General features: G+C 55.8%; 19 protein-coding genes and 1 CRISPR repeat array. Of the genes, 11 read left to right on the forward strand and 8 right to left on the reverse strand.

The features are described from left to right. Positions 1–21 precede the first annotated feature (21 nt). Positions 22–2,463, reverse strand: coding sequence for an ATP-dependent helicase HrpB (gene hrpB, locus P3C52_RS06930; protein ID WP_275554431.1), 2,442 nt, complete (start codon positions 2,461–2,463; stop codon positions 22–24). Positions 2,464–2,586: 123 nt separating this feature from the next. On the opposite strand from hrpB, the gene thpR reads away from it, so the two are divergent. The 9 genes from thpR (at position 2,587) to panD (ending at position 9,579) form a co-directional block, all read left to right on the forward strand. After that, positions 2,587–3,120: an RNA 2',3'-cyclic phosphodiesterase gene (thpR, locus tag P3C52_RS06935; RefSeq protein WP_275554432.1), complete on the forward strand. Its 534-nt coding sequence runs from the start codon at positions 2,587–2,589 to the stop codon at positions 3,118–3,120. Beyond that, positions 3,117–3,821 (forward strand): DNA/RNA nuclease SfsA, encoded by a 705-nt coding sequence (sfsA, locus tag P3C52_RS06940; protein WP_275554433.1) that lies wholly within the window; start codon positions 3,117–3,119, stop codon positions 3,819–3,821. The genes thpR and sfsA overlap by 4 nt, the downstream gene beginning before the upstream one ends. Positions 3,822–3,997: 176 nt before the next feature. Next, the gene (gene dksA, locus P3C52_RS06945; RefSeq protein WP_013507920.1) at positions 3,998–4,453 is read left to right on the forward strand and encodes an RNA polymerase-binding protein DksA; all 456 of its coding nucleotides are present in this window, start codon (positions 3,998–4,000) and stop codon (positions 4,451–4,453) included. A 63-nt stretch (positions 4,454–4,516) separates the two neighbouring features. Beyond that, positions 4,517–5,440, forward strand: coding sequence for a tRNA glutamyl-Q(34) synthetase GluQRS (gluQRS, locus tag P3C52_RS06950; protein WP_275554434.1), 924 nt, complete (start codon positions 4,517–4,519; stop codon positions 5,438–5,440). 37 nt (positions 5,441–5,477) lie between these two features. Beyond that, entirely contained in the window at positions 5,478–6,884 is a 1,407-nt protein-coding gene (pcnB, locus tag P3C52_RS06955; RefSeq protein ID WP_275554461.1) for a polynucleotide adenylyltransferase PcnB, read from the forward strand. Continuing rightward, positions 6,881–7,360, forward strand: a complete 480-nt coding sequence (gene folK / locus P3C52_RS06960) for a 2-amino-4-hydroxy-6-hydroxymethyldihydropteridine diphosphokinase (RefSeq protein ID WP_275554435.1) — start codon at positions 6,881–6,883, stop codon at positions 7,358–7,360. The genes pcnB and folK overlap by 4 nt, the downstream gene beginning before the upstream one ends. 105 nt (positions 7,361–7,465) lie before the next feature. Then, a complete protein-coding gene (panB, locus tag P3C52_RS06965) occupies positions 7,466–8,260 on the forward strand; it encodes a 3-methyl-2-oxobutanoate hydroxymethyltransferase (protein ID WP_275554436.1) in 795 nt (264 codons plus the stop codon). 14 nt (positions 8,261–8,274) lie between these two features. Beyond that, positions 8,275–9,129, forward strand: coding sequence for a pantoate--beta-alanine ligase (gene panC, locus P3C52_RS06970; RefSeq protein WP_275554437.1), 855 nt, complete (start codon positions 8,275–8,277; stop codon positions 9,127–9,129). A 69-nt stretch (positions 9,130–9,198) separates the two neighbouring features. Further along, positions 9,199–9,579 (forward strand): aspartate 1-decarboxylase, encoded by a 381-nt coding sequence (gene panD, locus P3C52_RS06975; RefSeq protein WP_038628123.1) that lies wholly within the window; start codon positions 9,199–9,201, stop codon positions 9,577–9,579. Positions 9,580–9,673: 94 nt separating this feature from the next. On the opposite strand, the gene P3C52_RS06980 is transcribed toward panD, so the two are convergent. The 5 genes from P3C52_RS06980 to P3C52_RS07000 form a co-directional block, all read right to left on the reverse strand. Then, positions 9,674–10,246, reverse strand: a complete 573-nt coding sequence (locus P3C52_RS06980; RefSeq protein ID WP_275554438.1) for a DUF1349 domain-containing protein — start codon at positions 10,244–10,246, stop codon at positions 9,674–9,676. A 24-nt stretch (positions 10,247–10,270) separates the two neighbouring features. Further along, the gene (locus P3C52_RS06985) at positions 10,271–10,825 is read right to left on the reverse strand and encodes a sugar O-acetyltransferase (RefSeq protein ID WP_275554439.1); all 555 of its coding nucleotides are present in this window, start codon (positions 10,823–10,825) and stop codon (positions 10,271–10,273) included. Positions 10,826–10,868: 43 nt separating this feature from the next. Continuing rightward, positions 10,869–11,411, reverse strand: a complete 543-nt coding sequence (locus tag P3C52_RS06990; RefSeq protein WP_275554440.1) for a TetR family transcriptional regulator — start codon at positions 11,409–11,411, stop codon at positions 10,869–10,871. Between the two features lie 180 nt (positions 11,412–11,591). Beyond that, positions 11,592–12,362 (reverse strand): ABC transporter permease, encoded by a 771-nt coding sequence (locus tag P3C52_RS06995; RefSeq protein WP_275554441.1) that lies wholly within the window; start codon positions 12,360–12,362, stop codon positions 11,592–11,594. Continuing rightward, on the reverse strand, positions 12,359–13,285 hold the full coding sequence (locus P3C52_RS07000; RefSeq protein WP_275554442.1) for an ABC transporter ATP-binding protein: 927 nt from the start codon (positions 13,283–13,285) through the stop codon (positions 12,359–12,361). Before P3C52_RS07000 ends, P3C52_RS06995 begins: the two co-directional genes overlap by 4 nt. 113 nt (positions 13,286–13,398) lie before the next feature. Here P3C52_RS07000 and can point away from each other — a divergent pair, with 113 nt between their 5' ends. Further along, positions 13,399–14,061, forward strand: a complete 663-nt coding sequence (gene can / locus P3C52_RS07005) for a carbonate dehydratase (protein WP_275554443.1) — start codon at positions 13,399–13,401, stop codon at positions 14,059–14,061. 79 nt (positions 14,062–14,140) lie between these two features. Here can and hpt read toward each other — a convergent pair whose 3' ends face one another. Continuing rightward, the gene (gene hpt, locus P3C52_RS07010) at positions 14,141–14,677 is read right to left on the reverse strand and encodes a hypoxanthine phosphoribosyltransferase (protein ID WP_275554444.1); all 537 of its coding nucleotides are present in this window, start codon (positions 14,675–14,677) and stop codon (positions 14,141–14,143) included. Positions 14,678–14,925: 248 nt separating this feature from the next. On the opposite strand from hpt, the gene P3C52_RS07015 reads away from it, so the two are divergent. Beyond that, on the forward strand, positions 14,926–16,209 hold the full coding sequence (locus P3C52_RS07015; RefSeq protein WP_275554445.1) for a cystathionine gamma-synthase family protein: 1,284 nt from the start codon (positions 14,926–14,928) through the stop codon (positions 16,207–16,209). Between the two features lie 1,126 nt (positions 16,210–17,335). After that, positions 17,336–17,487: direct repeats of the CRISPR family, unit length 29 nt; unit sequence TTTCTAAGCTGCCTGTACGGCAGTGAACT. A 216-nt stretch (positions 17,488–17,703) separates the two neighbouring features. On the opposite strand, the gene cueO is transcribed toward P3C52_RS07015, so the two are convergent. After that, positions 17,704–19,317, reverse strand: a complete 1,614-nt coding sequence (gene cueO / locus P3C52_RS07020; RefSeq protein ID WP_275554446.1) for a multicopper oxidase CueO — start codon at positions 19,315–19,317, stop codon at positions 17,704–17,706. Positions 19,318–19,492: the final 175 nt, after the last annotated feature.

Raw genomic sequence — 19,492 nt, forward strand, 5'->3', positions numbered from 1 at the left:
ACCCTCTGAAAGCAGCGTTGCTTACTGCGGCGGCGCATACTTTTTGGTACGGCGCGTCGGTAAGGCGTTGGCCGGGTCATCAGGCCAGGCATGTTTTGGATAACGCCCTTTCATCTCTTTTTGCACTTGCGGATATGCACCCTGCCAAAACGCCGCCAGATCGCGCGTAATCTGCAACGGTCGCTGCGCGGGCGATAACAGCTCCAGCACCAGCGCCACGCGCCCTTCCGCAATGGCTGGGTTTTGCGCCTCGCCGAACATCTCTTGCAGACGTACCGCCAGCGCGGGCGGCTTTTCACTATCGTAACGAATCGGCAGTCGGCTGCCGGTCGGCACAGTGTAGTGAGTTGGTAACGCACTATCCAGCCGCTGACGCTGTGACCATGTCAGCAAATGTAATAATGCGCTGACAAGGCTGATTTGACGCAGCCCTCTCATATCGCGCACGCCATTCATTTCCGGCAACAGCCAGCTCTCCAGCGTGGCAAGCAGCGCGTCATCATCCATCACCGGCCATTTTTCTTCCGGCAGCCACTGCGCGGCGCACTGAAGACGCAGACGCAGCTGCTGCGCCTCCGGCGTCCAGTTTAGCACCGCCAGCCCTTTTTCCCGGATCCAGCGCAGCATTGCCGGATGCAGCACTTCAGTATCCGGCTTCGCCAGCGGCTGCGATTTCAGCGCCAGCACGCCGATTTTATCGCGCTGCCAGGCGCGCAGCGTGCCTTTCACCTCATCCCATTCAATATCGGTTTCGCTGCGTACCAGCGCCGGACAATCGCGCTGCAGCGCCATAATCTCTACCGGCAGCGCCAGCAAAATACGCGCTTCAGCCTGCGCATCGCCCTGTAACAGCAGCGGCGCGATCAGCCACTCATGACGCGTCAGGCCATCATCGTGATCGAGCATCGCGCCGGGGCCGCCAGCCAGCTGGTAGCGCCCGCTTTCGCCGCGCCGCCGCGCCAGACGATCGGGAAAAGCCTGCGCTAACAGCATCGGTGCCAGCGCACCGTCGGGCTGTCCGCCCTGGCTGTTCAGGCGCTTTAGCAGCTGACGCGAGCGCTGTTGCCAGCCGGCATGCGCCGTAAACAGATGATCGAGCAGGTTACGGCTGCCCTGCCGCGGCGGTTCCTCCAGCATGGCCACCAGCCGGGCGGCGGTTGCCTGCGCCTGCGCATCTTCGGCGGCGGTGAGCAGCGCGGCCAGGCGCGGCTCGCTGCCCAGTTTCGCCATCATGCGTCCTTTACTGGTCAGCTGGCCGTTTTCGCCAATCGCGCCTAATGTGCGCAGCAGCTTTTGCGCCGCCAGCAGCGCGGGCGCGGGCGGCGCGTCGATCCACGTCAGCTGCGCCGCATCCTGGCAGCCCCACTGCAGCAGCTCGAGCCACAGCGCGCTCAGATCGCTTTGCAAAATTTCCGGTTCGCCCTGAGCGGCGGCGCGTTCCGCCTGTTCACGACTGATTAAATGCAGGCAGATGCCGGGCGACAAACGACCGGCGCGTCCGGCGCGCTGCGTCATCGACGCCTGGCTGATGCGCTGGGTTTGCAGCCGCGTAATGCCGCTGCGCGCATCGAAACGCGCCGAACGTTCCAGCGCGCTATCCACCACCAGACGGATGCCGTCGATGGTTAAACTGGTTTCGGCAATATTGGTCGCCAGCACCACTTTCCGCTTGCCCGCCGGCGCCGGCAAAATGGCACGCCGCTGCGCCGCCAGCGGCAGAGCGCCGTACAAGGGACAGAGTTCAACATCGTCACCGACGCGCTGTGCCAGCTGATTTTTTACCCGCTCAATTTCAGCCACGCCGGGCAGAAACAGCAGCAGCGATCCGCTCTCGTCGCGCAGCAGCTGCGCCACTTCCCGCGCTACCGCCTCATCAAAGCGAAGCTGGGCTGGCAGGCTGGCGTAACGGCGCTCGACCGGAAAACTGCGCCCTTCCGAGACAATCAGCGGCGCGTTGGGCAGACGCGCGCTTAAGCGCGCATTGTCCAGCGTGGCGGACATGATCAGCAGGCGCAGATCGTCACGCAGCCCCTGCTGCACATCCAGCAGCAGCGCCAGCGCCAGATCCGCCTGTAAGCTACGCTCGTGAAATTCATCGAGGATCACCAGCCCGACGCCGTCCAGCATTGGATCCTGCTGCAGCATGCGCGTCAAAATCCCTTCGGTCACCACTTCCAGCCGGGTTGTCGGCCCGACGCGGCTCTCGCCGCGCATACGATAGCCGACCGTCGCGCCCGGCTCTTCGCCGAGCTGCTCAGCCAGACGTTGCGCGACGTTGCGCGCCGCCAGGCGGCGTGGCTCCAGCATAATGATGCGTCCGACAATAGCGCCCTGACGTAACAATTGCAGCGGCAGCCAGGTCGATTTCCCTGCTCCTGTCGGGGCGGCCAGTAAGACCTGCGGCGCCTGTTTTAACGCCGCCAGCACTTCAGGCAGCACGGCGCTTACCGGTAACTCACTCAAACGAAACTCCGTCCAGCATTGGTTTTATAATGGTGCGCATTGTAGCATTCCCCGATGTTGTTTACCGGAGCGCGTTTTGACCGCTCCTTATCTGTACCGGACACGGTTTACCGGAGGCAATTTATGAGCGCAGGCCGTCTTTTTTTCGGCATCGGACTCCCGGCGTCCTTACAACAGCAGCTGGTCCGCTGGCGCGCCGAACAGTTTCCTGAAGATGCTGGCCGTCCGGTTGTCGCCGCCAGCCTGCATATTACGCTGGCATTCCTGGGCGAAATCAGCGATGAGAAGGCGCAGGGGCTACAGCGGCTGGCCGGACGTATTCGTCAGCGCCCGTTCACGCTCGACCTGGACGACGCAGGCCACTGGCCGCGTCCCGGCGTGGTCTGGCTCGGCTGTCGTCAGGCACCGCGCGGTCTGCTGCAGCTGGCGGAGATGCTGCGATCTCAGGCAGCGCGCAGCGGCTGTTATCAAAGCCCGCAGCCGTTCCATCCGCATATCACGCTGCTGCGTAACGCCACCCGTCCGGTTGCCCTGCCGCCGCGCAATTTTCACTGGCAATTTACCGTCGACCATTTTTCTTTATATCAGTCGGTATTTACGCAGGGACGAACCCGCTATCGCGCGCTGCAAAGCTGGCCGCTACAGGAGAATGAATGAAATTTGAACCAGCGCTGCGTCCGGCGCGCCTGATAAGCCGCTACAAACGCTTTCTGGCCGATGTGGTAACGCCGGATGGCGAGACCTTTACCCTGCACTGCGCCAATACCGGCGCGATGACCGGTTGCGCTACGCCTGGTGATACCGTCTGGTACTCCACTTCCGCCAGCCTGACGCGCAAATATCCCCACAGCTGGGAACTCACCGAGACGCAGGATGGTCATATCATCTGCGTTAATACCCTGCGCGCGAACCAGCTGGTGCGCGAGGCGCTGGCGGTCAATGCGATTACGGAATTATCTGGTTACGAGAATCTGCGTGCTGAAGTGAAATACGGTGCAGAACGTAGCCGTATCGATTTTCTGCTTCAGGCGCATAACAGGCCTGAGTGCTATATTGAAGTGAAATCCGTAACGCTGTTACAGCAGGGTAAAGGGTACTTTCCGGATGCGGTGACCGTGCGCGGCCAAAAGCACCTGCGCGAACTGGCCAGCATCGCTCAACGGGGCGAACGCGCGGTTATGTTATTTACTGTTTTGCACTCGGGGATTGAGGACGTTTCCCCCGCGCGTCATATCGACGCACGTTACGCAGAACAACTGGCACAGGCACAACAGAGCGGGGTGGAAATCCTCTGTTATAAGGCGCAGTTATCACCGGCAGGCATGTGGCTGAATCAGCAGATAAACCTGGCGTTGTAATATTTAGTGCGATTTGCTGTGATAGAAAGTAGCGTCGCGCTAAATACGCTGTTCCTCACAGGCTTGTCAAGGCATGTTCAGGAATAATTGCCAACCTTGACTGCTTCTGTTATTTATAGCGGCCTGTTTTTTTCCCCACTGGGGATCGATAGTGCGTGTTATCCAGGAGAAACAACATGCAAGAAGGGCAAAACCGTAAAACATCGTCCCTGAGTATTCTCGCCATCGCTGGGGTGGAGCCGTACCAGGAGAAGCCGGGCGAAGAGTATATGAACGAAGCCCAGCTGTCGCACTTCAGGAAGATTCTCGAAGCGTGGCGTAATCAACTCAGGGATGAAGTAGATCGTACGGTATCTCATATGCAGGACGAAGCAGCGAACTTCCCGGATCCGGTCGACCGTGCCGCCCAGGAAGAAGAGTTCAGCCTTGAACTGCGTAACCGCGATCGCGAGCGTAAACTGATCAAAAAGATCGAGAAGACCCTGAAAAAGGTAGAAGACGACGATTTCGGCTACTGTGAATCCTGTGGCGTTGAAATCGGTATCCGTCGCCTTGAAGCGCGTCCAACCGCCGATCTTTGCATCGATTGTAAAACGCTGGCGGAAATCCGCGAAAAACAGATGGCCGGCTAACGGCACGTGACATGCAGCGGGCGCGGGTTCTTCCCGTCCCGCTGTTATTGCGTGAAAGCGGTTATGTCTCCCTGTATCGGACGTTTTGCTCCCTCCCCTTCTGGTGAACTTCACTTCGGCTCGCTAATTGCCGCGCTTGGCAGCTGGCTGCATGCCCGCGCGCAGGGCGGCCGCTGGCTGGTGCGCATCGAAGATATCGATCCGCCGCGTGAAGTTCCCGGCGCTGCCAATACCATTCTGTCTCAGCTGGAACATTACGGCCTCTATTGGGACGGCGATGTGCTGTGGCAGTCGCAGCGTCATGAAGCCTACCGCGAAGCGCTGGCCTGGCTGCGCGAGCATCGGCAAAGCTATTACTGCACCTGTACCCGCAGCCGAATCCAGCAGCTTGGCGGTTTTTATGATGGCCACTGTCGCGATTTGCATCTGGGGCCGCAGCAGGCGGCGCTGCGTCTGCGTCAGCGCGAACCGGTGTATCAGTTTCACGATCTTTTGCGCGGCGACGTGCGCGTTGATAAAGCGCTGGCGGAAGAGGATTTTATTATCCATCGCCGCGACGGGCTGTTTGCCTATAACCTGGCGGTGGTGGTTGACGATCACTTTCAGGGCGTAACGGAAATTGTGCGCGGCGCGGATTTGATCGCGCCGACGGTGCGCCAAATCGCGCTCTGGCGCCAGCTGGGCTGGCAAGAACCCGCCTACCTGCATCTGCCGCTGGTGCTTAACCACGACGGCAATAAGCTCTCAAAGCAGAATCATGCGCCCGCGCTGCCGAACGGCGATCCGCGTCCAGTGCTGATACAGGCGCTGCGTTTTCTGGGGCAAAGCACGCCGGAAAACTGGCAGGATATCACTACAACAGAGCTGTTAGCGCAGGCCGTTGCCGAGTGGGATTTGGCAAAAATGCCGCGCGATAACGCGCTGGCAGCCATTGAAACGACAACACCATTCTCAAATGGTTCGCAACAGGCTATGATTAGCCGCTGATTTTACCACCGAATTATCGTCATTATCGAGGTGTCCTATTTTTACCCGAGTAGCTAATTTTTGCCGTAAAGTTCTGAGTCGTGAAGACGCGGTGCCGGCAGAGGTTGAGGAAGACGACGTGCAGATGACCGTCATCCCTCGTGAAAGTCACAACATCTCGCGCAAAGACATTAGCGAAAACGCCCTTAAAGTCCTTTATCGCCTGAATAAAGCAGGCTATGAGGCTTATCTGGTGGGCGGTGGTGTCCGTGACCTGCTGCTGGGTAAAGCGCCGAAAGATTTTGATGTGACCACCAACGCAACGCCGGAACAGATGCGTAAGTTGTTCCGCAACTGCCGTCTGGTTGGCCGTCGTTTCCGTCTGGCTCATGTGATGTTCGGCCCGGAAGTGATCGAAGTCGCCACGTTTCGTGGGCACCATCAGGCAGAAGAAGATGCTAACGCCCAGCGCGGCCAGAACGGCATGCTGCTGCGCGACAACATTTTCGGCACCATCGAAGATGACGCCCAGCGCCGCGATCTCACCATCAACAGCCTCTATTACAGCGTCGCCGATTTTACCGTACGCGATTACGTCGGCGGCCTGCAGGATTTGCAGCAGGGCATTATCCGCCTGATCGGCGATCCTGAAACGCGCTATCGCGAAGATCCGGTCAGGATGCTGCGTGTGGTGCGCTTTGCCGCCAAGCTGGATATGACCATTGCGGAAACCACCGCAGAGCCGATCCCGCGCCTCGCCACGTTGTTAAACGATATTCCCCCGGCGCGCCTGTTTGAGGAAGCGCTGAAGCTGCTGCAGGCGGGCTACGGTTACAAAACCTATTTGTTACTGCGCGAATACCAGCTGTTCCAGCCGCTGTTCCCGATCCTGAGTCGTGGCTTTACCGAACACAGCGACAGCCAGATGGAACGGATGCTGGCGCAAGTGCTGAAAAATACCGATACCCGCATTCATAATCAGATGCGGGTCAATCCGGCCTTCCTGTTCGCTGCGATGTTCTGGTATCCGCAACTGGAGAATGCGCAGCGTATCGCGCAGGAAAGCGGCCTCGCCTACTACGACGCATTCGCGCTGGCGATGAATGACGTACTGGATGAAGCCTGCCGTTCGCTGGCGATTCCGAAACGCATCACCACGCTGGTGCGCGATATCTGGCAGCTACAGTTGCGCATGTCGCGTCGTCACGGCAAGCGGGCGCTTAAGCTGATGGAGCATCCAAAATTCCGCGCCGCTTACGATCTGCTGGCGCTGCGCGCCGAAGTGGAAAACAACCCAGAGCTGCAGCGTCTGGCGAACTGGTGGGGCGAATTCCAGGCCGCCGCGCCGCCGCAGCAGAATCATATGCTGAGAAATCTTGGCGACGATCCGGCGCCGCGGCGCCGTCAGCGTCGTCCGCGCAAGCGCCCGGCCGCGCCGCGTCGTGAGAACAGCAGCAACGCATGAACCGCGTTTACCTTGCCTTAGGTAGTAATCTGGCCGATCCGCTGCATCAGGTGCGTAATGCGCTTGATGCGCTTAACGCCATTCCGCAAACGCAGCGGGTGGCGGTTTCCTCTTTTTATCGTACGCCGCCTTACGGCCCGCCCGATCAGCCCGATTATCTTAACGCCGCCGTCGCGCTGGATACGCAGCTGACGCCGGAGGCGCTGCTCGATCATACCCAACGTATTGAGCTGGAACAGGGGCGCGTGCGCAAAGCGGAACGCTGGGGACCGCGCACGCTGGATCTGGATATTATGCTGTTCGGCGAACAGGTGCTGAACACCGCACGCCTGACGGTGCCCCATTACGATATGCTGAACCGCGCCTTTATGCTGGTGCCACTGCTGGAACTCGCGCCACAGGCCCGGTTGCCCGATGGCCGCTATCTCGCTGATATTGCCCGCCAGCTTGACTGCAGCGCTATTCTTCCCTGGTAAATCCGGCGGCGTTCTTCTCAGAATGCTGCCGCTGCGATAAGCCATTTCTCTGAACGTCCCGATCATTTACACTGCGCCAACCAGAAATCAGACGTTGAGAACGCCATGAAGCCTACTACCATTTCGCACCTGCGTCAGTTGAAGCAGGCAGGGAAAAAATTCGCCTCGATTACCGCCTATGACTTTAGCTTTGCCCGTCTGTTTGCCGACGAAGGCATTCAGGTGATGCTGGTGGGCGATTCGCTGGGTATGACGGTTCAGGGCCATGAATCTACGCTGCCGGTCACGGTAGAGGATATCGCTTACCACACCGCAGCGGTTCGCCGCGGCGCGCCGCATTCCCTGCTGCTCGCCGATCTGCCGTTTATGAGTTACGCCACGCCGCAGCAGACGTTCGATAGTGCGGGCCAGCTGATGCGCGCGGGCGCCAATATGGTGAAGCTGGAAGGCGGCGCCTGGCTGGTGGAAACCGTGCGCATGCTGACCGAGCGCGCCGTGCCGGTTTGCGGCCATCTGGGCTTAACGCCGCAGTCGGTTAATATTTTTGGCGGCTATAAAGTACAAGGGCGCGACAGCGACAGCGCCGAGCGCCTGCTTGCCGACGCGCTGGCGCTGGAAGCCGCCGGCGCGCAGTTGATGGTTTTGGAGTGCGTGCCGGTCGCACTGGCACAGCGCGTTACCGAAGCGCTGAACATTCCGGTTATCGGCATCGGCGCGGGCAACGTCACCGACGGTCAGATTCTGGTAATGCACGACGCCTTTGGCATTACCGGCGGCCATATTCCTAAATTTGCCAAAAATTTCCTTGCCGAAACCGGTGATATTCGTGCCGCCGTGCGCCAGTATATTCAGGAAGTGGAAGAGGCAAGCTACCCCGCCGCCGAGCATAGTTTCCAGTGAACAGGAGAAAGTCCGTGTTGATTATCGAAACGCTGCCGATGCTGCGCCGTGAAATCCGGCGCTGGCGTCAGGAAGGTAAACGTATCGCGCTGGTGCCGACCATGGGCAACCTGCATGAAGGTCATATGACGCTGGTGGATGAAGCCCGCGAGCGCGCCGATATTGTGGTGGTCAGCATCTTCGTTAACCCGATGCAGTTCGACCGCGCCGACGATCTGGCGCGCTATCCACGCACGCTACAGGAAGATTGCGAGAAACTGAATCGCCGCAGCGTCGATTTGGTCTTTGCGCCAGCGCCTGCCGACGTTTATCCGCAAGGTCTGGATACGCAGACCTTTGTGGAAGTGCCCGGTCTCTCGTCGCTGCTGGAAGGCGCCAGCCGTCCCGGCCATTTCCGCGGCGTCTCCACCATCGTCAGCAAACTGTTTAACCTGGTGCAGCCCGATCTCGCCTGCTTTGGCGAAAAGGATTATCAGCAGTTAGCGCTGATCCGCAAGATGGTCGCCGATATGGGTTACGACATCGATATTGTCGGCGTGCCGACGGTGCGCGCGAAAGATGGCCTGGCGCTCAGCTCGCGCAACGGCTATCTGACCGCCGAGGAGCGCAAACTGGCGCCAGGGCTGAGCCAGGTAATGAAAGTAATGGCCGATAAGCTGGCCAACGGCGAGCGTCACGTGGAAGAGATTATCGAAAGCGCCGAAGCGGAGCTGCGCGATAAAGGATTAACGCCCGACGGCCTGGCTATTTGCGATGCCGAAACGTTGCTGCCGCTAAATGTGGAAAGTAAACAAGCAGTTATTTTGATGGCCGCCTGGCTGGGAAAAGCCCGCCTGATCGATAATCAGACGGTTGATTTGACCCAGTAGACAAGCGTCAGCGATCCATGAATACTGTCGCTCATCTTTTGAGTCGTTGCAGAACAAGGTAACAAAGATATGGTACGCACTATGCTGCAAGGCAAGCTGCATCGGGTGAAGGTTACTCAGGCTGACTTGCATTACGAAGGTTCCTGCGCCATCGACCAGGACTTCCTCGACGCTTCCGGCATTCTTCAGTACGAGGCGATCGATATTTATAACGTCACCAACGGTCAGCGTTTTTCGACCTACGCCATTGCGGCTGAACGCGGTTCGAAAATTATCTCCGTCAACGGCGCAGCCGCCCGCTGCGCCTGCGAAGGCGATATTTTGATTATCTGTTCCTATGTGCAGATGCCGGATGAAGAAGCGCGACAGTGGCAGCCAAAAGTCGCCTATTTCGAAGGTGATAATCAGATGAAACGCCTGGCAAAAGCCGTACCGGTACAGGTAGCCTGATTTTCTGGCGGGACAGCCTTGTCCCGCCGCTTTTTGCTCCAGGCCCGCCGCGGTTCCCTTGTCGCTTGATACGCTTTCCCTTCGCTTTGCGCCGTTAACTTAAATCATGCAGCGCCTTGCCATTCGGCGGCGTCAGGCTTATTTCGCTGAAGTTAACCTCCAGTCCGGCGCGCTCTGGCGTGCAGCACATGACGCCGACCCGACAGGGTTGCGCCGCGACGAAGCGGCACAGGCGCAGCAGCGGCCAGGTCTCGCCGTCGGCCGAGTATTGCAGCCGCAGCGCATCGCCGCGTCGGGTCAGGCGCATCCAGAAATCGCGCGCGTCGCCGTTAAACGGGCCGGTGGCCCAGTCGGAGCCGCCCTGCGTCAGTACGCTGCCGATAGCGGGCTGACCGTCGTTATATTCAATCCCCGCCTTGAGCCAGTGCTGTTCATCGGCCAGCAGCATGATGCCCGCCTGATCGTACAGCGTATGGAAATTGGCGCGAATACGCGCCTGAAAGGTAAAGTCCCCTTCTGTCTCGCGGCCATAAAAGTGACCGCTGAAGCGGGTAAAGCCGTACCAGGTTTCGCGCCAGAAATCGGTGCCCTGGTCAGTGACCACGGAGAGCTGTTGATTTGCTTCGCGCCAGATGGCGGGCGGGTTAATCCAGTGAAACGGCGACATAGCGCACCTCTTTGATAAGAGTGGTTAAAGCGTCTTTAATATCCGGCACGGATTACCCGCCGCCACCACATTCTCCGGCACGCTTTTTGTTACCACGCTGCCGGCGCCGATGACGCTGTTGTCGCCGATGGAGACGCCAGGCAATATTTGCACGCCCGCGCCAATCCAGACGTTATTGCCGATAGTGACCGGACGCGCATATTCCAGCCCCTGATTACGTTGCTTCACGTCCAGCGGATGCCCGGCAGTATGGATGCCAACGCAGGGCGCGATAAACACGTTATCGCCGATCGTGACCTTACCGCAGTCGAGGATCACCAGATTGACGTTGGCGTAAAAGTTTTCGCCAACTTCAATGTTGCGCCCGTAGTCGCAGTAGAACGGCTGTTCAATCAAAATTTGTTTGCCGGTTTTCCCCAGCAGCGCTTTGATTTGCGTCTCCCGCTGCGCTAACTCGCGCGGATCGGTGTTGTTATAGATTTGCAGCCGATATTTCACTTCGCCGCGCTCGGCGATAAGCGCCGGATCGTAATTGGCATCGTAGAGCAGCCCTGCCAACGCTTTTTCTGCTTCCGTCATCTTCCCTCCATTTCACCAGATTGCGAGGCCAGCCAGGCGGGTATTACAGACTGGCCAGCTGTCGGATGGCATTCGCTACCTGTTCAGGCGCCACCGGCATCACTGAACGATGGATCATCATGCCTTCAATAAACGCATCGATGGCTACCGCCGCCGCCGGAGAAAAATGGCGCTCCAGCGCGCTGCGGCTGCGCGTCATCCATTCCAGCATCACCGGTTGCAACGGCGGATGACGGCTGGCGAATGCGTAAAGCTCATAGCTCAGCAATAAAGTGCGCGACGATGAGGTGGCATTGCCGAAAATAATCGCCACCACCGCGTCGATCGCTTCCTGCTGCGTGTCGGCCTGCGCAATAAGCGCCGAAAAGCGATCGGAAATGTGCAGTGAAAGCTGGTTAAACGCGGCAAAAAGCAGCGCGTCCAGGCTGGTGAAATAGTAACTGACCGCGCCAAGCGGCACGGCAGCTTGCGCCGCGACTTTGCGATAGGTGGTGCCGGCAACACCATATTTTACAATCACTTCCAGGGCGGCTTCCGCGATGCGTTCGCGCCGCAGCGGATCCTGACGCCAGCTTCTCTCTGCCATGTGTTCGCCTTTATTTTTCATTGCTGACAGCCTGGCATAAAGGGTGAAATTGTACAAATGTACTATTTCAAATTGCGAGGCTTATTGCAGCTTTCTGCTGAAGAAGAGGCAAAAAAAAACGCGCTCCAGAGAGCGCGTTAACGGGATAGAGGCGATAAGGGGCTGACAGCCTGAGGTTAATCAGGTGCGCAAGCCGCGCCCACGCTGGATCAGCATCCAGGCAAGAATATAAAACACCACGATAAAGGCGATAAGCACCGAGAGCGTAAACACCAGCGGCACGTCGTTAATGCCGAGGAAGCCGTAGCGGAAGCCGCTGATCATATAGACCACCGGATTCAGCTTCGATACCGCCTGCCAGAACGGCGGCAGCAGCGTCAGCGAATAAAAGACGCCGCCGAGATAGGTTAACGGCGTCAGCACAAAGGTTGGAATCAGGCTGATGTCGTCAAAAGTACGCGCGAAAACCGCGTTCAGCAGGCCCGCCAGTGAAAACATAATCGCCGTCAGCAGCAGCGTTACCGCCACCATCAGCCAGGAATGCACATGGAACGGCACAAAACACAGCGAGACCGCCGTAACCAGAATCCCTACGCAAATCCCGCGCGCCACGCCACCACCGACGTAGCCAGCGATAACGATATGGGTCGGCACCGGCGCCACCAGCAGCTCTTCAATATTGCGCTGGAATTTGGCGCTAAAGAAAGAGGAAGCGACATTGGCATAGGCGTTGGTGATCACCGCCATCATAATCAGGCCCGGCACGATAAATTGCATATAGCTGAAGCCATGCATGTCGCCGATGCGCGAGCCGATCAGGTTGCCGAAAATAATAAAATAGAGCGTCATGGTGATTACCGGCGGCACCAGCGTCTGGATCCAGATGCGGGCGAAACGGTTAATCTCTTTGGCCCAAATGCTTTTTAGCGCAACCCAGTATAAATGCGTCATGCGCGACCTCCCGTTTTTCCCTGCACCAGACTAACAAACAGCTCTTCCAGGCGATTCGCCTTATTACGCATACTGAGAACCTGCACGCCCTGCGCGCTGAGTTGGCTAAAGACGCTGTTCAGCCCCTGCTCGCGCATCACCTCAACTTCCAGCGTCGAGGTATCCAGCAGCCGGTACTGAAAACCTTCCAGCTTCGGCAGCGGACTTTTCGCCGCCAGATCGAGAATAAAGGTTTCCGACTTCAGCTTTGACAACAACCCTTTCATCGAGGTGTTTTCCACCAGCTCGCCGCTTTGAATAATGCCGATATTGCGGCAGAGCATCTCCGCTTCTTCCAGATAGTGCGTGGTAAGAATGATGGTGGTGCCCTGCGCATTCAGCTCTTTCAGGAAGGTCCACATGGAGCGACGCAGTTCAATATCGACGCCTGCGGTCGGCTCATCAAGGATCAGCAGCTTCGGTTCGTGCATCAGCGCACGTGCAATCATCAGACGGCGCTTCATACCGCCGGAGAGCATGCGCGCCCGCTCGTTGCGCTTGTTCCACAAGTCGAGCTGGGTAAGATATTTTTCCGCGCGCTGCATCGCCTCGCGCCGTTCAACGCCGTAATAGCCTGCCTGATTAACCACAATCTGTAATACGGTTTCAAAGGGGTTAAAGTTAAATTCCTGCGGTACCAGCCCCAGCTGGCGCTTGGCGTTGACCACATCTTTTTGCAGGTCATAACCAAAGACGCGAACCCGGCCGTCGCTTTTGTTAACCAGCGAACTGATAATGCCGATGGTGGTTGATTTGCCTGCGCCGTTCGGCCCCAGCAAAGCGTAAAAATCGCCCGCCTCTACCGATAGATCGATCCCTTTTAGCGCTTGCACGCCGCCGGGATAGGTCTTGGTGAGCTTTTCAAGTTCCAGTGCATACGTCATAGCGAAGTTGCTTACCCTGTTTTGTTAGCTGTTATTTTTTACCGTTTAAAATTGCCAGATCTTATCCTATAGTACGGCAACGAATTCCTGCTTGTTACAGACTGATAACCATTATGAAAGAAATCGAAAGACTCATCAGCAACAACCGTGAATGGTCCAAACTGCTGGTTAAAGAAGATCCCGGCTTTTTTGAGCGCCTTGCACTGGCGCAAAAACCGCGCTTCCTGTGGATTGGCTGCTCCGACAGCCGCGTTCCGGCTGAGCGTCTGACCGGCCTTGAGCCTGGCGAACTGTTTGTTCACCGTAACGTAGCGAACCTGGTGATCCATACCGACCTCAACTGCCTTTCCGTGGTGCAATACGCGGTAGAAGTGCTGGAGGTGGAACATATCATCATTTGTGGACACTACGGATGCGGCGGCGTACAGGCGGCGGTGGAAAACCCGGAACTGGGCCTGATCAACAACTGGCTGCTGCATATCCGTGATTTGTGGTACAAGCATAGCTCGTTACTCGGCGAACTGCCGCCGGAGAAACGCTTTGATAAGCTTTGTGAAATCAACGTTATGGAGCAGGTCTATAACCTGGGCCACTCGACCATTCTGCAATCAGCATGGAAACGCGGACAGAAAGTCATGATTCACGGCTGGGTTTACGGCATCCATGATGGCTGCCTGCGCGACCTGGAAGTCACCGCTACCAACCGTGAGCTGCTTGAACAGCGTTACCGTCACGGTATTGCTAACCTGCTTAATCACCCTGAAGGCCATCGCTAATCAGCGGCGGCATCATAGCCTTTCCCGTAACGGCGATCTTTAATCGATTGTGCTGTCGCAGGCAGCACAATCGCGCAAATTACTCTTCCAGCATTACCACTTTGCCGATGTAAGGCAGATGACGATAGCGCTGTGCATAGTCAATGCCGTAGCCGACAACGAACTCATCAGGAATAGAGAAACCGACATATTCCACATTCACCTGTACTTCGCGGCGTGACGGCTTATCCAGCAGCGTACAGATCGCCAGCGATTTCGGCTCGCGCAGGCGCAGAATTTCCCGCACTTTGCTCAGCGTATTACCGGAGTCGATAATATCTTCCACGATCAGCACATCTTTACCGCGAATGTCTTCATCAAGATCTTTCAGGATTTTTACATCGCGCGTGCTGGACATGCCGCTGCCATAGCTGGAAGCGGTCATAAAATCGACTTCGTGGGAGACGTTAATGGTACGGCACAGATCGGCCATAAACATAAAAGAGCCGCGCAGCAGGCCGACCAACACCATATCGCTACCGCTGTCGCGGTAATGCTCGGTGATTTGCTGACCCAGTTCGGCGATACGATTGCGAATCTCCACTTCGGAGATCATAACTTCTACGGTGTGTTTCATAGCTTCAGGCTTCGTCATCTGTCGAAAGCAGCGAAGTCTACCACATTTTGCCCGCTAAATATCCTGGCATCACTGCCGCCGCGTTATGCACCAACCAGACATATGGACTGCTAAACGTCCATTATTCCGTATTTAATCATGCATTTAGTTTTAAAGTTAGAACGTTAAGTCATTTATCAGCGTCTGGATCACTATGGTAGCGTAAGCTCAATTCATTAGTGCCAGATGGCTTTTCGCCAGGAGAAATAATGAGCGCTACTTCAAGTAAAAAAACCCATGTCGGCAATCGCGCGCTGCAGCCGGAAACGCAGATGCTTAACTACGGTTACGATCCCGCGTTATCAGAAGGCGCCGTTAAGCCGCCGGTATTTTTAACCTCCACCTTTGTATTTAACAGCGCCGAAGATGGTCGCGACTTTTTTGATTATGTTTCTGGTCGGCGCGAGCCGCCAGAAGGTCGCGCCGGCGGGCTGGTCTATTCCCGCTTTAATCATCCCAACAGTGAAATCGTTGAGGATCGGCTGGCCGTCTATGAGCGCGCGGAAAGCAGCGTGCTGTTCTCCTCCGGGATGTCGGCGATTTCAACTACGCTGCTGACCTTTGTGCGTCCGGGCGACGTGATTTTACATTCGCAGCCGCTATACGGCGGCACAGAAACGCTGCTGAGCAAAACCTTTCATAACCTTGACGTAACGGCGATTGGCTTTAGCGACGGGCTTGATGAAGCGAAGGTGCAGGAAGCGGCCAGCCGCGCAGCGGCGAGCGGACGTGTGGCGCTGATTTTAATTGAAACGCCCGCCAATCCGACCAACAGCCTGGTAGACATTGCGCTGATCCGCCGCGTGGCGGAGCAAATTGGCGAACAGCAAGGGCATCGCCCGATTATTGCCTGCGATAACACGCTGCTCGGCCCGCTGTTTCAACGCCCGCTGGAACACGGCGCCGATATTTCGCTTTACTCCCTGACGAAATATGTAGGCGGACATTCTGATCTGATTGCCGGCGCGGCAATGGGCAGCAAGGCATTAATGAACCAGGTGCGCGCCCTGCGTAGCGCGATTGGCACGCAGCTCGATCCGCATTCCAGCTGGATGCTGGGCCGTTCGCTGGAGACGCTGTCGCTGCGTATGGAAAAGGCCAACAGTAACGCCGAAGCGGTCGCGACTTTTTTACGTGATCATCCGAAGCTTGAGAAGCTGCACTATTTGTCGTTTCTTGATACTGCTTCCGCCGCCGGTAAAACCTTTCAGGCGCAGAGCAGCGGCGCTGGCTCCACTTTTTCGTTTGATATTCGCGGCGGACAGGAAGCAGCGTTCCGTTTCCTGAATATGCTCCAGCTATTTAAGCTGGCGGTAAGCCTGGGTGGAACCGAATCGCTTGCCAGCCATCCGGCCAGCACAACGCATTCCGGCGTGCCTGCGGAAGTGCGACAACGAATCGGTATTGGCGAAGCGACAATCCGTTTATCGATCGGTATTGAGAACAGCGATGATCTGATTGAGGATTTACGGCTGGCGCTGGAAAAAGCATAAGCGCAGAAATGCAGAAATGCAGAAATGCAGAAATGCAGAAATGCAGAAATGCAGAAATGCAGAAATGCAGAAATGCAGAAATGCAGAAATGCAGAAATGAATCTTTCAGGCTATAAACAATTTTTTAACGATTAAAGGGCTACGTTTCAGACGTAGCCCTTGCTATTACCTGATAAAATCACTGATTCATAAATTATATTTTTTAATTTATTCCCCCTTTAATATTTTCATTATTACCTTTATACCAATGGTAAAAATCTACTAATAAATAACAGGCTTTTTTTACGCCAAAGAAGATTAATAATGCTGAGAAAATATCAATGCCTCGCTGGCAGGGCGCCGCAAGGTGGAGAGAGTTGTGCAAAACAATATAGTAAGACAACAGATAAGAGATTAAAAAGGCATTCCTTTTTTTCTGCTCATTAAAATCACTTCTTTAATTATGATTTCATTACAGAGGTAACCAGACGGTTTAATTAGCGCAAGTTTTATTTATACCGTTATTGAAGGCGCCATGATAGTCATTCCGTTATGAATATTGCTGTCGGTAATGCAAAGGCTTTTAAAAATGATGGCGGCGATCAGGATCGCCTTTTGCTGCTTCATGGTTGCTTCTCCTTGCCTTTCGGCACGTAAGAGGCTACCTTTATGTTGTCGAAGCATAAAGATGGGCCTCAAGTTGTTTTATAGTCACTTGGGGCTTTTCTCTTTCTGCCTTTGTTATGCTTAAGGCAGAAAGCCTCAAGCACCCGCAGCAATACTACTCGCCATTATTATTGAGCGCAATTCATTCTATTGTTATCACCAGCAAAGTGACTTTATAAAAATAGTGGATTCGCTAATATAAGCCTTCAAAACACAGCATTTTTAGCTTTACGATAAATATAGCCACGCCGTTAAATGAACAGTTATAATTAAGAGAATCTTAAAAGCAAAAAATTAGATTGGCAGAATAATAAATAATATTTTATGTTAGATAAATCCATAATTAATTTGTTTGATTATATTGATAACACGTCTTATTAAAATTTAACTGACTTATCGCCCAGGCTATACAGATTAGGTTGTCTTTACCTGCCAGTGCGGCAGTAAACCGCGATCAGTTCCATGATCAAGTGCGCGTGATCTTTCTAAGCTGCCTGTACGGCAGTGAACTAGCCTGGCTCTATGCCCACAAAAACGAATCCTTTCTAAGCTGCCTGTACGGCAGTGAACTAAGATTATGGCTATAGCCTCCAGAACTCCAGGTTTCTAAGCTGCCTGTACGGCAGTGAACTGTAGATAATAAAGGCTAACTTATTGGACGTAAAACCTTTTACCTGAACTATGCTTCAAAACCCTTTTTTACCGGCCCTCTTTTCCATATCGATAAATCAATAACTTATAACGACAACTGAAAAAAGGGTTTTACCGCTTTAGCTATTGCAGCCCGCTTATTTTCTCTTTACTAAGCGGGCCTTATATAGCGAGCAAGCGTCAGCAAACCGGTAGCCGCTATTCGACGGTAAAGCCCAACATCATCCCGGTATCTTCATGTTCCAGCAGATGACAGTGCGCCATATACGCTTGCTGCGCACTGGCTTTATGGTTAAAGCGCACCAGTACTTCGCTGCGCCAGCCTTCTACATGAACCGTATCCTTCCAGCCCTGCCGATGCGGCGCTGGCGGCTTACCGTTTTCAGAAAGAATGCGAAACTGTGTACCGTGAATATGGAATGGATGCAGCATCGCATCGCCTTCGCCGGAAATTGTCCACTTCTCCAGCTGCCCCTGCTTCACCGCAAACATCGGCTTATTCATATCAAACGCCATGCCGTTGATTTTATTTCCTTTATGGAAATCGTAACCGGCAGCAGCCTGCGGCGACATCGTTGCGCCTGCATGGTTCTGATGTGGCATCTCCGCCATCGCGTGATCTTGTGCTGTATCCAAATGTTGCGCATGCCCGCCTGTGCCCTGCGGCATGGCATGTCCGGCCATCGCCTGTTTGCCATAACGCTGTTGCAGCGCCAGCATTCCTAACCGATCCAGCTCTGGATCCATCATCAGTTGAAGCCAGCGCGTCGGCAGATTGTCACTGGCGGGCAGCGGCGGTAGATCCACCAGCTTATCCGGCAGCGTGCCGCTGGCCATCACCCGCAGCGGCAAAATATGCAGCAGCGGCAACGGCGCATCAAACGGTGCCAGCGTCATGCCCATCTGATTTACCGGCAGCGTTAACAGATCAAACGCTTTGCCGTCGCCAGTATTCACCAACACCTCAAAACGTTCGCCAGGCAGCATCAGCAGCGTCTCGACTTTTACCGGCTCGGACAGCAGGCCGCCATCGCTGGCGATCACATACAGCGGTCGGCCATCGCTGGCGGCCAGATTCAGTGAACGCGCATTGCAGCCATTTAACAGCCGCAAACGCAGCCAACCGCGCGGCACCGCCTGCTGCGGATAAGGCACGCCGTTGGTCAGCATTAAATCGCCAAACCAGCCTACTGCGGCGCGCATAACGTCCAGTTGATAATCAATTTTGCTGCCGTCCGGCGTCAGCTGCTTATCCTGCAAAATGACCGGAATATCATCTACGCCCCACTGCTTCGGCAGCAGCAGCTTCTCTGACGCCTCGTCGCGCAAGATCACCAGGCCAGCCAGCCCCTGCGCCACCTGATAGCCGGTTTTACCATGCTGATGTGGATGGAACCAGCAGGTCGCCGCAGGCTGATCGGGCGTAATGCCGACGGTGCGCCGGGCACCAGGCGCGATCTCCGCCTGCGGGCCGCCGTCCACCTCGCCCGGCACTTCCAGACCGTGCCAGTGAACCGTGGTCGCCTGCGGCAGACGATTATCAATCTGTACGCGTAGCGTTTTCCCGCGCGTCATCTCAATCGCCGGACCGAGCAGCGCACCGTTATATCCCCAACTGTTTACCGCCTTGCCGTTCCAGTGGCTAACGCCCGGCTGAGCAATCAAACGCACCGCGCCATGAATATCTGGCGTCAACAAATCGGGGATCGGCAGCGCCGGACGACCGGCCGCCAGCGCCCGGCTATTCCAGAAGGGCAACAGTCCCGCCGCGCTTAACGCGGCGGTCAATTTAAGAAAGTCACGGCGCTGCATAACGGCATCCTTTATCGCAATGGGGGCGTTATCCTAAACCCTGCCCCAACGGCAAAGTCAAGTCATGTGCCTGAGCGCGCACCACAGAATCAACCGGTTTTTAGCACAAACGGCAACAAAGCGTAAAAATGGCCTGAAGCCCATTGATAACTGTGCTAACGTCAGATGATTGCAA

It is taken from the genome of Mixta sp. Marseille-Q2659, assembly GCF_940807255.1.
In the GTDB taxonomy this organism is placed as follows: domain Bacteria; phylum Pseudomonadota; class Gammaproteobacteria; order Enterobacterales; family Enterobacteriaceae; genus Mixta.